This is a genomic window from Sandarakinorhabdus cyanobacteriorum, from assembly GCF_002251755.1.
Lineage (GTDB): Bacteria > Pseudomonadota > Alphaproteobacteria > Sphingomonadales > Sphingomonadaceae > Sandarakinorhabdus > Sandarakinorhabdus cyanobacteriorum.
The window spans coordinates 92,831-106,090 of the sequence record NZ_NOXT01000123.1 but is presented as its reverse complement, the minus strand read 5'-3'; the positions used below and the strand labels follow the sequence as shown (position 1 = coordinate 106,090).

The following is a 13,260-nucleotide window of genomic DNA, read 5'->3' as shown; positions in this document are numbered from 1 at the left end:
GCTCCGCGTGCAATCCTGTCCCCCCAAATCCTCCCCCTCTGGGGGAGGTGCCCGCAGGGCGGAGGGGGCCCGCAAGAACCCCATCAGCGATGGGATTGGCGCACGCCTGCCCCCTCCGCCGCCCTGCGGTCGGCACCTCCCCCAGAGGGGGAGGATTTCGGGATCACGCACCGTGCAATATATGCATCACATCACCATCGGCGACGACATAATCCTTGCCTTCGGCGCGCAGCTTGCCGGCTTCCTTGGCGGCCGTTTCGCCGCCCAGCGTGACATAATCATCAAAGGCGATGGTTTCGGCGCGGATGAATTTCTTTTCGAAATCACCGTGGATTTCCCCGGCCGCCTGCGGCGCGCGGGCGCCCTTCTTCACCGTCCACGCACGGGCCTCCTTGGGCCCCACCGTGAAGAAGGTGATCAGGCCCAGCAATTCATAGGCGGCGCGCACCACGCGGGCGAGGCCGGTTTCGGCGAGCCCCAGGCTTTCCAGATATTCCTGCCGGTCGGCCGGCTCCATCGTGGCGATTTCCGCCTCGATCGCGGCCGAAACCACCACCGCCTTGGCGCCGATGCCGGCCGCCATCTTCACCACGGCCTCGCTGTGGGCATTGCCGGTGGCGGCGCTGGCCTCCTCGACATTGCAGACATAGAGCACCGGCTTGGTGGTCAGCAGCTGCGCATTCTTCAGCGCGCGGGCCTCCTCCTCGTCCTTCGGTTCTGCCAGGCGGGCCGGCTTGCCAGCGCGCAACAGCTCCAGCACCGGCGTCAGCGCCGCCACCTGCACCTTGGCGTCCTTGTCGCCCTGCGCCGCCTTCTTGGTGAGGGCCGGCAGCCGCTTTTCCAGGCTTTCCAGATCGGCCAGCATCAGCTCTGTCTCGACCGTTTCGGCATCCTCCACCGGGTTCACCCGGCCGGCGACGTGGGTGACATCATCATCCTCGAAACAGCGCAGCACATGGGCAATGGCATCGGTCTCGCGGATGTTGGCCAGAAACTGGTTGCCCAGGCCTTCGCCCTTCGACGCGCCCTTCACCAGGCCGGCGATATCGGTGAAGCCCAGCTGCGTCTCGATGATCTTCTGGCTTTTTGCCAGCGCCGCCAGCCGGTTCAGCCGCGGATCGGGCACCGCGACATTGCCGACGTTCGGCTCGATCGTGCAGAAAGGATAATTGGCCGCCTGCGCCGCCGCGGTTTCGGTGAGCGCATTGAACAGGGTGGATTTGCCGACATTGGGCAGGCCGACGATACCGACGCGGATGGGCATAAGGTCTTTTCCGATGAAAGATGGTTGGCGCGGCCTTTAAAGCGCCGGCCTCAAGCCTGCAACCTGAGCGCGAGGTCTGACAGATAGCGCGGCTCGTCGCCGGCCAGCAGCGTGGGCAGTTCATCGGCCAGCACGCCCAGCAGATCGGCCAGCGGGCCCATTTCTGCCTTGGCAAAATTGCCCAGCACATGGCCGGTCACCCGATCCTTGTGGCCGGGATGGCCGATGCCGATGCGCACCCGCCGCCAATCCGGGCCGAGATGAGCATCGATGGACCGGATGCCGTTGTGCCCAGCCGCACCGCCGCCGTGCTTGATCTTCACCTTGAACGGCGCCAGGTCGAGCTCGTCGTAGAACACGCTCAAGGCGGCTGCCGGATCAACTTTGAAAAAGCGCACCGCCTCAGCCACGCTGCGGCCGCTTTCGTTCATGAAGGTCGCCGGTTTCAGCAGCAGCACGCGCGCCGAACCGATCCGCCCTTCGGCGGCCAGGCCCTGAAAACGTGGGCGAAACGGCCCGATGGACCAGCGCGCGGCCATGGCATCAATCGCCATGAAGCCGACATTGTGGCGGTGGAGCGCGTATTGCGCCCCCGGATTGCCGAGGCCAACCAGGATGTGCATGGCGCGCCGCTACCCCCAAACACGCAAACGGGGCAAGGGATTGCTCCCCTGCCCCGCAAAACGCAGCATCAATGCCCGTGGATCAGGCGTTGTTGTCGCCCGCGTCGCTGATCATGCCCTTCGGCGCCACGATGGTGGCGATGGTCAGGCCGGTCTCGCGGCCGTGCGGCTTCACGCCTTCGGGCAGCTTCACGTCGCCGATGTGGATCGACGCGCCGACCTGCAGGCCAGCCAGGCTGATGGTGATGTCATCCGGGATGGCATCGCCGGGGCAATCCAGCTTCAGCTCGTGGGCGACGATGTTCAGCATGGCGCCCTGCTTGATGGCCGACAGTTCCTGATCGACGAAGTGCACCGGCACCGTCACGGTGACGACGGCGTTGCCGGTCAGGCGCAGGAAATCGACATGGATCGGCCGATCGGTGACCGGATGGAAGGCGACATCGCGCGGCAGGGTGCGGATGGTGGTGCCGTCCAGCTCCAGCTCGACGATGGCGTTCATGAAATGGCCAGTGTGCAGCTGGCGGACGAGGATCTTTTCCTCGACGTGGATGGTGGTCGCGGCTTCGCCAGCGCCATAGATCACGGCCGGGACACGGCCTTCGCGGCGGATCGCGCGGGAGGCTCCCTTGCCTGCCTTGGCGCGAAGTTCAGCCGCGAGCTTGAAGGTTTCGCTCATTGCTCGCTCCTGATGGTTATGAAATCACCCGGTCACCCCCGCCTCCAGGGATGCGAAAATGGCGGTGGCCGTGTGAAGCGGCGCGCATAGGCGATCAGGCCCGCTTTGGCAAGCGGCCATCAGGGTTCTGGCCTCAGGGTTCTGGATTGTCGGTGAAGCTTTCGATCTTCAGCGCGCCGGCCTCTTCGCGCAGCACGAACAGCTCCGAAACCGGGCCCTTCTCATATTTGGCGGCCCAGGCCAGTGTGGTGCGACCATCTTCGGCGGTGATGCCCGCCAGTTCGCCACCCAGATAGCGGCCATGCCGTTCGATCAGATTGCCGAATGCCCGCGCCGTGCCGATGCCAGGGCGCAGCGCCCTGGCATCCTGGGTGAGCATGGTATCAATCGCCCCCCAATCGCCGGCGTTCAACGCCGCGTGAAAGCGATCAACCACGGCATGCGCCGCCGGCTCGTCCACACCCGAACAGGCCGATAGCAGCGCAACCAGCGCAACAGGGGCGAGCCAGCGTCTCATTCCACCCGCCGCACCTTGAGGCCGCGGGCGGACAAGATGGCGATCAGGCTGTCAGGCCCGGCCATATGGGCCGCACCCACCGCCATGAAATTCCGGCCCGGCTGTTTCAACCGGGCCTCTACCCAATCCGCCCAGGCGGTGTTGCGTCGCTTGAACAGCGCGGCATACACCGACGGCGACAGGCTGGAATCGTCGAAATCCTTCAGGATGCGCTCCACATCGCCAGCCTGCCAGGCAGCCACCAGCGCCTGCATCTGGCCGGCCGTGTCACCAGCCTCCACCACCGCCGATGCGAGCAGCAAGCGCTGATCCGCCTCGGACAGCGCATCGAACAGGCCCAATTGCCCCTCGGGCGTTTCAAGCCCGATCAGCGTGCGCCCGGCGGCACGCGCCTTGGCCACCAGGCTCACATCCACCCCCTTGGATGGATCAAGCCCGGCGCGGGCCAATTCCATCTGCACCAGCGTGATCGCGGCAAACCAGCTTTTCATCCGGTCAAACACCGACGCCGGCAGGCCGGATTGCTGGATCAGACTGGCAAGCTTGGGCCGCAGATCGGCGGGCACCCGGTCCAGGATCGGGCTGGGAGCGGGCAGCAGGCCAAGCCGCATCACGCTGGCCTGCATGGTTGCCGGGTTTTCCGGAAACACCGCCTCCACCACCAACGCATCGGCCTTGGCAAAGGCAGCAGCGGCAGCAGGCGTCAACCAGTCTTTGCCGGGTTCTGGCGTGGGCAGGGCATGGATGGTGCCGTAAATGGTCACCATCCGGTCGCCTTCGCCAACCTGCCACATCGCCGGCACGGCAAATGCTGGCGCCGCCAACAGCAAGGCAACAGCAAGAAAGAGCCGGCGCAACAGGTTCATGCTGCCCCCTTAGCAGGCAGCAGAGGCACCGCAACGGCGACGTTGCGCCTCATCCCGCCTTTGCCCAATATTCGTCCTTGAGCAGCCGCTTGTAGAGCTTGCCGGTGTCATGGCGGGGCAGTTCGGCGCGGAAATCGATGCGCTTGGGGCATTTCACATGGCTCAGCCGGCTGCGCACATAATCGAGCAGTTCGGCCTCCAGATCGGGGCCAGCCTTGGCCATGTCGCGCGGTTGCACCACTGCATGCACAGCCTCCCCCATCACCTCGTCGGGAATGCCGAACACCGCGACGTCGGCCACATCCGGATGCGAAATCAGCGTATTCTCAGCCTCTTGCGGATAGACGTTCACGCCGCCCGAAATGATCATGAAGGCCTGGCGATCGGTGAGGAACAGATAGCCATCCTCGTCCACCCGGCCGATATCGCCGAACGTGGCGCCGTGCTCGGTCATCACGCTCGCGGTCTTTTCGGGATCATTGTGGTAGGAAAAGCTGCTGCCACCGTGGAAGAAAATGCGGCCAACCTGGTTGGGCCCCAACCGGTTGCCGTCGTCATCGAGGATGCGGATTTCGCCCAGGATGGATTTGCCCACGCTGCCCGGCCGCGCCAGCCATTCCTGCGGGGAAATGGCGGTGAAGCCGGCCCCTTCGGTGGCGCTGTAATATTCATAGATCACCGGCCCCCACCAGGCGATCATGGCGTGCTTCACATCCACCGGGCAGGGCGCCGCGGCATGGATGGCGACCTTCATTGACGACAGATTGTAACGGCTGCGCACATCGTCGGGCAGCTTCAGCATGCGCACGAACATGGTCGGGACAAGCTGGCTGTGGGTGATGCGATACTGCTCGACCAGCCGCAGATAGGTTTCCGGATCGAACTTCTCCATCACCACGACGGTACCGCCAAATTTGTGCACGCTCATGCAATAGCGCAGCGGCGCGGCGTGATAGAGCGGTGCGGGCGACAGATACATCATCCCCGGCCCGAACTGGTAGAGCATGGCGACCATGCCGCTCAGCGCATCCACCTGATCGATCGGCCCTTCCGGCAGCGCACCGCGCACGCCCTTGGGCCGGCCGGTGGTGCCGCTGGAATAGAGCATGTCGCGGCCGCTGCTTTCATCGGCAATGCGGGTGGTGGGCAGGCCGGCAAGCGCGTCCTTCAGCGCGGTGCAGCCCGGTGCGCCGGCGCCGGTGCACAGGCGCGCGGCCGGGGCCAGACCGGGAGTCGCCGCCACCGCCACCTCGGCCAGCGCCGGGGAGCAGAAGATCGCCTTGGCGCCGGAATCGGTGACGATATAGCCGGCTTCGTCCGCCGTCAGCTTGGTGGACATGGCGACAAAGATGAGGCCGGCGCGCTGGGCGGCCCAGCAGATGGGAAGAAATGCCATCTCGTTCAGCATCAGGATGGCGATACTGTCACCGCGCTGCAGGCCAAGGCCGCGCAGCAGATGGGCAATGCGGTTGGATTCCGCCTCCAGCCCGGCATAGGTCAGCACCTCGCCGCTGCCGGCCATGATGATCGCCGGCGTGTCAGGCTGGGCGGTGGCGTGGTGGAACGGATGCATCTGGTCTCCCCTCAACGGCTGCGCGGTCGGCCGCGCTGGTCCCATGCGATGGCGGCGGCCATCAGCACGGCAAACAGCGCGGCAAACCCGGCAATGTTCAATATCACCTGGTTCCAGCCCAACAGGCTGACATCGATGAAGAAATAGGCATATTTCCCGGTGACGCCGCCGCGCCACAGCGACCAGCCGCAATAGAGCAGCGGCACCGGCAGCACCGCCCAGACATGCCCCCAGCCCAGGCGCCGGCGGGGGCGCAGGGTGAGCCACCACAGTGGCCACAGGACCGGCGCTGCGATGTGGAACACATGGTCGATCAGTTCGCGCAGCAGGGTCGGCGGATGGTTCAGCCCGGCCAGCAGCGTGTTGTACACCCCGCCCACCACCAGGATGAACACGGTGCTGGCCGCCAGCAAGGCCGGATGGCCCGGCCCGCGCGCCCGGCCGATCAACCCGCACCAGCCCGCCACCATCGCAACGATGCCGTTGGACCAGATGGTGAAATAGCCGAACAGGCCGCCAAAGGCCTCGAACGGCCCACGGCCCTTTTCGATCATGTCGAGCGCGATCTGGCCAAACAACGCCCCGCCGGTCAGCATGGCGATGCCCGCCGCTGCCGCCCTTGCCTTGGGTTCCAGCCAATCTTCCATCGCGCCTGTTGCTACTCCATGGTTGCGCCGGCGCAAAGCCTGTCGCCATTGGGGGGTGGCCCTGATAGGCTCCCACCGGGGAGAAGCAGCATCATGCCGGTTCACACGCGCACCTGCCACATCTGCGAAGCCAATTGCGGCCTGCTGATCGAAACCAGCGGCCGGCAGGTATTGTCGATCAAGGGCGATCCGGATGATCCGATCAGCCGCGGCCATATCTGCCCCAAGGGCAATGCCATTGCCGATCTGGAGGCGGATCCCGACCGGCTGACCAGCCCGATGAAGCGCGTTGGCAATCAATGGGTTGCGCTGGATTGGGAGACGGCGCTGGCCGAAATCGGCGCGCGTTTTGCGGCCATCAAGGCGGCCGGCGGCGCCGGGGCGCTTTATGTTGGCAACCCCACCGCCCATGATTTCGCGCTGGGCATGCAGACCGGCGCGCTGAAGAAGGCGCTGGGGGTGCGCGGGGTCTATTCCGCCTCCACCGTGGACCAGATGCCCCACCAGCTGGCGCAATATTTCCTCTATGGTCACAATGCCTTGTTCCCGATTCCGGATATCGAGCGCACGCAGCATCTGGTGATCCTGGGCGGCAATCCGCTGGCATCGAACGGCAGCGTGTGGACGGTGCCCGACGTGAAGCGCCGCATTGCCGAGATGCAGGCCCGCGGCGGCCGGCTGACGGTGATCGATCCCCGGCGCAGCGAAACGGCGGGCGTGGCCGATGCCCATCATTTCATCCGGCCGGGCAGCGACCCGGCGCTGCTGATCGGCCTGTTGCTGGCGTTGGACGAGGCGGGCCTGGTCAACCCTGGCCGGCTGGCGCCCATGCTTGATGGCTGGGATGTGGCATGGGCGGCGCTGCGGCGCTTTTCCGTGGCCGATCTGGCCCGCGCCTGTGGCTGGTCGGTGGCCGAAATCCGCGCGCTGGCGGCCGAAATCGGCAATGGCGTGCCCACCGCCGTTTATGGCCGCATCGGCGTTTCCACCGCGCCGTTCGGCACGCTGGCGCATTGGCTGATCAACCTGATCAACATCGCTTGCGGAAATCTTGATCGGCCAGGCGGCGTGATGTTCTCCACCCCGGCCGTCGATGTCGCCGGCAGTTCCGGCCCTGGCAGCCACGGTCGCTTCCACAGCCGGGTCAGCGGCCATCCCGAAGTGATGGGCGAATTCCCCGCCATCAGCCTGGCCGAGGAGATTGCGACGCCCGGCGAGGGTCAGGTGAAGGCGCTGGTGGTGATCGCCGGCAATCCGGTGCTGTCCGTCCCCGATGGCGGCGCGCTTGATGCGGCGCTGGCCGGGCTGGAGTTGATGGTGTCGGTCGATCCCCACATAACCGCCACCTCGGCCCACGCCCACTATATCCTGCCGCCCTGCGCAGCCCTGGCCAAGGATCATTATCCGCTGCTGCTGGCGCCCATCGCGTTTCGCAACTTCGCCAAATTCTCGCCCGCGCTGTGGGAACCGCTGCCGGGCCAGAAACAGGATTGGCAGGTGGTGGCGGCACTGGCCCAGGCCATCGGCGCGGCGCAGGGGCTGAACATGCCGCCGCCGGTCAACCCGCGCGAGCAGCTGGACCGCATGCTGCAGAAAGGCCCGCACGGCCTCAGCCTGGCCGCGGTGGCCGCCCACCCGCACGGGCTTGATCTGGGCGCCCACAGCCCGCGCCTGCCGGACCGGCTGGCCACGCCGGGCAAGACCATCCGCTGCGCCCCCGAGCCGTTGATTGCCGATCTCAACGGCCGCTTTGCCGCCTGGCTGGCCCGCCAACCCGAAACCGGCCTCACCCTCATCGGCCGGCGCCATATCCGCAGCAACAACAGCTGGCTGGGCAACGCCCCGCGCCTGGCCAAGGGGCCGGACAAGTGCATATTGCTGATCAACCCGGCCGACGCCGCCGCCCATGGCATCAGTGATGGCGACCTGGTGCGCATCAGCAGCGATGCCGGCGCGGTGGAGGCCCCGGCGCGGGTGACGGACGAGATCATGGCCGGTGTCGTCTCCCTGCCCCACGGCTTTGGCCATGGCCGGCCGGGCGTGCGGCTGGGCGTGGCCGGGCAGCGGCCGGGGGTGAGCCACAACGACCTGACATCGCGGGCGCGCATCGATGTGCTGTCGGGCACGGCGGCACTGGTGGGCACGCCGGTCAGCATTGCGCCTGCCCCAACCACTGCCTTGCCAGTTGCGACAACAGCCGCGAGCGGCTAAAGCAGCCGCCTATGTTCAAACTCCCCGATTTCAACGATCGCGCCAAGACCGCCGCCGAAGCCCGCAAGGCCAAGCTCGACAAGTTCAAGCAGGCCGCCCCGCCCAGCGAGGAAGCCCTGGCCGCCGCCAAGGCCCGCGCCGAAAAGCGCGCCCAGAAGGAAGCCGAAGCCAAGGCCGCCCGCGCCGAGCGCGCCCGCCAGCTGGCCGAGGAAAAGAAGCTGAAGGAAGCCCAGCGCGAAAAGCAGGCCGAACAACAGCGCCTGGAAGCCATCGCCCGCGAAGCCGCCCAGAAGGCCGCCCGCGACGCGCGCTATGCCGCCCGCAAGGCCCGCGTGAAGTAAGGCGTTACCGCTCGCGGGCCAGGCGCCGACCCAGCAGATACAGCAACACGCCAACGCCGAATGGCACACCGCCAAACACGCTGACCATGCCAATCGTGCCCAGCACAGCCTGGGCGCCGTTCTGGTTAGAGTCGAACAGCGTCATGCCCAGGAACCAGGCCGAGCAGAGGCCGCTGGTGCCGCAGATCATCAGCCCCAGCGCCATCAGGAGACCGGCAAACATGTTTCTCATCGCCCGGTCTCCATTCCAGCCCTTGCCGTCTTGAGTTGCTCCGCACCTTCGGCGCCGGGGCGATAGAAGCTGTTGTAGGTATCGAACGGGATGATTTCCCCGCTGGGCGTGAGGAAATGCACGCAGCTGCGCTTCACCGTGCCCAGATCGAAGTTGTAGCGATCAAGGAACTGCAGGATCACCACCCGGAAGCTGTTGGCATAGCCCAGGTCCTGCGGCACCAGCCCCTGCGGCAGGCAGCACAGCACACTCGCCAGCTTTTCTTCGGTGTTGCACTGGCTGGTGGCGAGGCTGAGCAGGTTGAAGATCGCCTCGCGCAGCGCCGGATAGGCTTCGTAACTGATGGTGTTGGGGCCGTTGAGGATCAGCTCGCGCGGCAAGAGGCTGGTGATCGGCGTCACGCGCTCGCCATCGCGCAGGCCATAGCCGATGCAGATCTGATCGGGGTTGCAGGGCAGCGGGATCATGTCATCGGCGGCGAACACCCCGGCCTTCACCACCTCCCGCCGGATCTGGCTGAGCAGCACGCGGTTGGCCTTGGCATCAAAGCCCTCGTTGCGCCCGGCATCCTGCACCGGCTGGAAGGTGACGCCGCGCACGCAACGCCATTTGAGCGCGTGGCGCACAATGGCGGCCACCTCCCCGTCATTCACGCCGCGCTTCACCACCGCGACGAGCGTGGTTGACAGGCCGACCCGCTCCAGCGCCTCCAGCGCTGCCTGCCGGATGCGGGCGAGCCGGGCACCGCGCAGATTGATCAGCGCCTCATCGTTCAGGCTGTCGAACTGCAGATACACCTCCAGCCGCGGCGCATAGCTGGCCAGCCGCGCCACGAAGGCCGGGTCCTGCGCGATGCGCACACCGTTGGTGTTGATCATCACATGGCGGATCGGCCGGCGCTTCACCGCGTCAAGGATTTCAAAGAATTGCGGGTGGATGGTGGGTTCGCCGCCCGAAATCTGCAGCAGATCGGGCTCGCCCTCGCTGGCGACCAGCGCGTCGAGCATCGCCTCGATCTCGGCCAGCGGGCGGTGGCTGCCGTGCACATCGGCGGCATCGGCAAAGCACACCGGGCAGGCGAGGTTGCAGGCCTGGTTGATCTCCATGATGGCGAGGCAGCTGTGCTGTTCATGATCCGGGCACAGGCCGCAATCAAAGGGGCAGCCGGCTTCGGTTCGGGTCTGCGCTGTCAGCGGCCGGTCGCCGGGTTTCAGCCAGTCCTTCTGGGCGCGCCAATAGGCCAGATCATCGCTGATCAGGGTTTTCTGCACGCCATGCTCGCGGCAGCGCTTAAGATAATAGACCTGATCATCCTCGATGATCACCTTGGCCGGCACCACGGCGAGGCAGGTTTCGCACAGGCTGCTGGTCTGGCTGTGGAAGATATAGGGCGCGGCCTTGCGCTCAGAGACGTCGGCTGCGGGCAATCCAGACAAGAGCATAGGCGGCAAGCCCGATCATCAAGAGATGGAAGAGGTTAAGCGAGAAGACCAGGCTTGGATAGGGCTTGAGAAACTCCCAGACAAAGCGCTGCACGGCATAGGCCAGCACGAAGGCGTGGAAGCCATGCTGCACCGCCCATGGCCGTTCCTGGCGCAGGGCCGAACGATAGGCCAACAGGAACAGCAGCATGGCCAGCGATTCATAGATCTGCACCGGCTGCCGGGCGATGCCGTCGCCCAGATCAACGCCCCATGGCAGGCCGGTGGGAATGCCGAAGGTGGCATCGGGCAGGCCGGCAAACAGGCAGCCCCAGCGGCCGACGATGATGCCGAGGCACAAGGGCACCACGAACGGGCCGCCGGTGGAGCCGCGCACGCCATGCCGCCATTTCCACAGCTCCACCCCGGCAATCGCCCCGGCCAGCGCCCCGGCAATGCTGTGCGATGGCGCCCTGAGATTGAGCGAGCCGAACAGCCAGGCGCCGGCAACCGCGCCCAGCGCCAGGCTGAGGAAATAGCCGGGCGTGGTGCGGGCGGCGAGCGCCTCCACCGCCGGGCGGCGGCGACGATAGACCCAGCGCCCGCCGATGGCCGCTGCCATCCACGCGGCCGCATCGCCAACATGGTGCCACAGGGGATCGGTGGGGACGACAATCACCGCCGCAACCTAACGCCAAACGAAAAGGGCGGCCATCCTGCCGGATGACCGCCCTTCCCGTTGATTGGCGCTGAAAATCAGGCCGGCTTTTTGATGTCGGCCCAGACCTTGCGGTAGGACAGATAACCAAGACCGGTCATGATGATCAGGAACAGGATCGCGGCAACGCCGGTTTCCTTGCGGTTTTCCAGCTTGGGCTCGGCCGTCCAGGTCAGGAACACCGCCACGTCCTTGGCATATTGGTCAACGGTGGCCGGGGTGCCATCGCTGTACGTCACCTGGCCGTCGGCCGAGAGCGGCGGCGGCATGGCGATGTTGATGCTGTGGAAATAGGGGTTGTAGTAGGAGGTGTCCGGCTTGGTCCAACCCTTCGGCACGTCATCGGAATAACCGGTGAGCAGCGAATAGACATAGTTGGTGCCATCCGGGCGGGCCTTGGTCATCAGCGACAGGTCCGGCGGGTTGGCGCCATTCTGGGCGGCGCGGGCGGCCGCTTCGTTGGCATAGACCAGCGGGAACTTGTCGGCCGGGGTGGCCTTGCGGGTGGTTGGCTCGCCGTTGGCATCAATGGCGGCCACTTCATATTCCGCCGCGATGGCCTTGATCTGGGCTTCGCTGAAGCCAAGATCAGCCAGGTTGCGGAAGGCGACACGGTTGATCGAGTGGCAGGCCGAGCAGACTTCCTTGTAGACCTGGAAGCCGCGCTGCAGCTGGCCGCGATCGAAGGTGCCAAAGATCCCGAGGTTGCCGGGGCCGTTGTGGGTCCATTCCACATGCTTGGGATGCTTGTGGAGTTGCTTGGCCATGTCGGGCGCCGCGTCTTCGCGGGGGGCAATCGCCCCCCACAGGACGTTGATGACGAACAGCAGGCCGACGGCAAGTGCGCCGAGACGGATCATCTTTGTGTCTCCTTATTCGGCCGGCTGGGCCACGGGGGCCGCGCCGCCCTTGCCGTATTTGGCCAGCACCGCTTCCGAAATGGAGCCCGGCAGCGGCTTGGTCTTCTCCAGCTTGGAGACGATCGGCAGGATGATCAGGAAGTGGGCGAAATAATAGGCCGTCAGGATCTGCGACAGGCGCACCCAGGGCTCTTCGGCCGGCTTGCCGCCGCACACGCCGAGCAGCAGGCCCACCGCGACGAACACCCAGAACAGGATGCGGCTGACCGGGCGATAATTGTTCGACCGCACCGGCGACTGATCAAGCCAGGGCAGCAGGAACAGCAGCAGGATGGAAGCGAACATCGCCAGCACGCCCCACAGCTTGGCCGGCACGCCGAGGAAGTCGGTCGTGAAGGCGCGCAGGATGGCGTAGAAGGGCCAGAAATACCATTCGGGCACGATGTGGGCCGGCGTCGACAGCGGGTTGGCCGGGATATAATTGTCCGGCTCGCCCAGGCTGTTCGGCATGAAGAAGACGAAGGCCGAGAAGACGATCAGATAGATGCCCAGGCCGACGAAATCCTTCGCGGTGTAATAGGGGTGGAAGGGCACGGTGTCCGCTTCGGTCTTCACATCAAGGCCGGTCGGGTTGTTCGAACCCGGGATGTGCAGCGCCCACACGTGCAGCACGATCACGCCGAAGATCACGAACGGCAGCAGATAGTGCAGCGAGAAGAAGCGGTTGAGCGTCGCGTTGTCCGGCGAGTAGCCGCCGAGCAGCAGCGTCTGGATATGGGTGCCGACAACCGGGAAGGCCGAGAACAGGCCGGTGATGACCTGGGCGCCCCAGAAGCTCATCTGACCCCAGACCAGCACATAGCCCATGAAGGCGGTGGCCATCATCAGCAGGAAGATCACGAGGCCGAGCATCCAGATCATTTCGCGCGGCGGCTTGTAGGAGCCGTAATAGAGGCCGCGGAAGATGTGGATATAGACGACGCCGAAGAAGAAGCTGGCGCCGACGGCGTGCATGTAGCGGATCATCCAGCCGCCGTTGACGTCGCGCATGATGTGCTCAACCGAGTCGAACGCCACGCGGGTATCGGCGGCAAAGTGCATGGCCAGCACCACGCCGGTGATGATCTGGATCACCAGCGCCACGCCGGCGAGCACGCCGAAGTTGTAGAAGGCATTGAGGTTCTTGGGCGTGGGATAGCCCGGCCCCAATGCGCCGAAGATGAAACGCGGCAGCGGCAGCCGCTCGTCCATCCATTTGCCGACGGCCGAAGTCGGCTGATATTGCTTGGCCCAGGGAAAGCTCATGGT

At 65.7% G+C, this 13,260-nt stretch carries 14 protein-coding genes; 2 read left to right on the top strand and 12 right to left on the bottom strand.

The features are described from left to right. Window positions 1-163 precede the first annotated feature (163 nt). The 7 genes from ychF to CHU93_RS14490 all read right to left on the bottom strand — a co-directional run bounded on the left by ychF (window position 164) and on the right by CHU93_RS14490 (window position 6,169). Entirely contained in the window at window positions 164-1,264 is a 1,101-nt protein-coding gene (ychF, locus tag CHU93_RS14520; protein ID WP_094474873.1) for a redox-regulated ATPase YchF, read from the bottom strand. Window positions 1,265-1,314: 50 nt separating this feature from the next. After that, a complete protein-coding gene (gene pth / locus CHU93_RS14515; RefSeq protein ID WP_094474872.1) occupies window positions 1,315-1,887 on the bottom strand; it encodes an aminoacyl-tRNA hydrolase in 573 nt (190 codons plus the stop codon). A gap of 82 nt (window positions 1,888-1,969) precedes the next feature. Then, window positions 1,970-2,566, bottom strand: a complete 597-nt coding sequence (locus CHU93_RS14510; RefSeq protein WP_094474871.1) for a 50S ribosomal protein L25/general stress protein Ctc — start codon at window positions 2,564-2,566, stop codon at window positions 1,970-1,972. A 133-nt stretch (window positions 2,567-2,699) separates the two neighbouring features. Beyond that, window positions 2,700-3,083: a hypothetical protein gene (locus tag CHU93_RS14505; RefSeq protein ID WP_094474870.1), complete on the bottom strand. Its 384-nt coding sequence runs from the start codon at window positions 3,081-3,083 to the stop codon at window positions 2,700-2,702. Next, window positions 3,080-3,949: a TraB/GumN family protein gene (locus CHU93_RS14500; RefSeq protein WP_094474869.1), complete on the bottom strand. Its 870-nt coding sequence runs from the start codon at window positions 3,947-3,949 to the stop codon at window positions 3,080-3,082. Before CHU93_RS14500 ends, CHU93_RS14505 begins: the two co-directional genes overlap by 4 nt. A gap of 49 nt (window positions 3,950-3,998) precedes the next feature. Further along, the gene (locus tag CHU93_RS14495; RefSeq protein WP_094474868.1) at window positions 3,999-5,522 is read right to left on the bottom strand and encodes an acyl-CoA synthetase; all 1,524 of its coding nucleotides are present in this window, start codon (window positions 5,520-5,522) and stop codon (window positions 3,999-4,001) included. A gap of 11 nt (window positions 5,523-5,533) precedes the next feature. Then, window positions 5,534-6,169 carry a Pr6Pr family membrane protein gene (locus tag CHU93_RS14490; RefSeq protein WP_094474867.1) on the bottom strand — a complete coding sequence of 212 codons (636 nt, stop codon included), beginning with the start codon at window positions 6,167-6,169 and terminating at the stop codon, window positions 5,534-5,536. A 93-nt stretch (window positions 6,170-6,262) separates the two neighbouring features. Between CHU93_RS14490 and CHU93_RS14485 the strand changes: the two genes are divergently transcribed. Continuing rightward, window positions 6,263-8,380 (top strand): molybdopterin dinucleotide binding domain-containing protein, encoded by a 2,118-nt coding sequence (locus CHU93_RS14485; protein ID WP_094474866.1) that lies wholly within the window; start codon window positions 6,263-6,265, stop codon window positions 8,378-8,380. Window positions 8,381-8,391: 11 nt separating this feature from the next. Beyond that, window positions 8,392-8,721, top strand: coding sequence for a DUF6481 family protein (locus CHU93_RS14480; RefSeq protein WP_094474865.1), 330 nt, complete (start codon window positions 8,392-8,394; stop codon window positions 8,719-8,721). Window positions 8,722-8,725: 4 nt separating this feature from the next. On the opposite strand, the gene CHU93_RS14475 is transcribed toward CHU93_RS14480, so the two are convergent. From CHU93_RS14475 to CHU93_RS14455, 5 genes are all read right to left on the bottom strand, one after another. Beyond that, window positions 8,726-8,944, bottom strand: coding sequence for a hypothetical protein (locus CHU93_RS14475; RefSeq protein WP_094474864.1), 219 nt, complete (start codon window positions 8,942-8,944; stop codon window positions 8,726-8,728). Between the two features lie 5 nt (window positions 8,945-8,949). Beyond that, on the bottom strand, window positions 8,950-10,380 hold the full coding sequence (locus CHU93_RS14470; protein WP_243375700.1) for a radical SAM protein: 1,431 nt from the start codon (window positions 10,378-10,380) through the stop codon (window positions 8,950-8,952). Continuing rightward, entirely contained in the window at window positions 10,358-11,053 is a 696-nt protein-coding gene (locus CHU93_RS14465; protein ID WP_094474862.1) for a prolipoprotein diacylglyceryl transferase family protein, read from the bottom strand. Before CHU93_RS14465 ends, CHU93_RS14470 begins: the two co-directional genes overlap by 23 nt. A 77-nt stretch (window positions 11,054-11,130) precedes the next feature. Then, window positions 11,131-11,952: a cytochrome c1 gene (locus tag CHU93_RS14460; RefSeq protein ID WP_094474861.1), complete on the bottom strand. Its 822-nt coding sequence runs from the start codon at window positions 11,950-11,952 to the stop codon at window positions 11,131-11,133. 12 nt (window positions 11,953-11,964) lie between these two features. Then, complete coding sequence (locus CHU93_RS14455) at window positions 11,965-13,257, bottom strand: cytochrome b (protein WP_094474860.1); 1,293 nt, start codon at window positions 13,255-13,257, stop codon at window positions 11,965-11,967. Window positions 13,258-13,260 lie beyond the last annotated feature (3 nt).

Bases quoted from the DNA above. Each gene is read 5' to 3' on its own strand.
- ychF (WP_094474873.1), bottom strand. From the start codon at position 1,264: ATGCCCATCCGCGTCGGTATCGTCGGCCTGCCCAATGTCGGCAAATCC.
- pth (WP_094474872.1), bottom strand. From the start codon at position 1,887: ATGCACATCCTGGTTGGCCTCGGCAATCCGGGGGCGCAATACGCGCTC.
- CHU93_RS14510 (WP_094474871.1), bottom strand. From the start codon at position 2,566: ATGAGCGAAACCTTCAAGCTCGCGGCTGAACTTCGCGCCAAGGCAGGC.
- CHU93_RS14505 (WP_094474870.1), bottom strand. From the start codon at position 3,083: ATGAGACGCTGGCTCGCCCCTGTTGCGCTGGTTGCGCTGCTATCGGCC.
- CHU93_RS14500 (WP_094474869.1), bottom strand. From the start codon at position 3,949: ATGAACCTGTTGCGCCGGCTCTTTCTTGCTGTTGCCTTGCTGTTGGCG.
- CHU93_RS14495 (WP_094474868.1), bottom strand. From the start codon at position 5,522: ATGCATCCGTTCCACCACGCCACCGCCCAGCCTGACACGCCGGCGATC.
- CHU93_RS14490 (WP_094474867.1), bottom strand. From the start codon at position 6,169: ATGGAAGATTGGCTGGAACCCAAGGCAAGGGCGGCAGCGGCGGGCATC.
- CHU93_RS14485 (WP_094474866.1), top strand. From the start codon at position 6,263: ATGCCGGTTCACACGCGCACCTGCCACATCTGCGAAGCCAATTGCGGC.
- CHU93_RS14480 (WP_094474865.1), top strand. From the start codon at position 8,392: ATGTTCAAACTCCCCGATTTCAACGATCGCGCCAAGACCGCCGCCGAA.
- CHU93_RS14475 (WP_094474864.1), bottom strand. From the start codon at position 8,944: ATGTTTGCCGGTCTCCTGATGGCGCTGGGGCTGATGATCTGCGGCACC.
- CHU93_RS14460 (WP_094474861.1), bottom strand. From the start codon at position 11,952: ATGATCCGTCTCGGCGCACTTGCCGTCGGCCTGCTGTTCGTCATCAAC.
- CHU93_RS14455 (WP_094474860.1), bottom strand. From the start codon at position 13,257: ATGAGCTTTCCCTGGGCCAAGCAATATCAGCCGACTTCGGCCGTCGGC.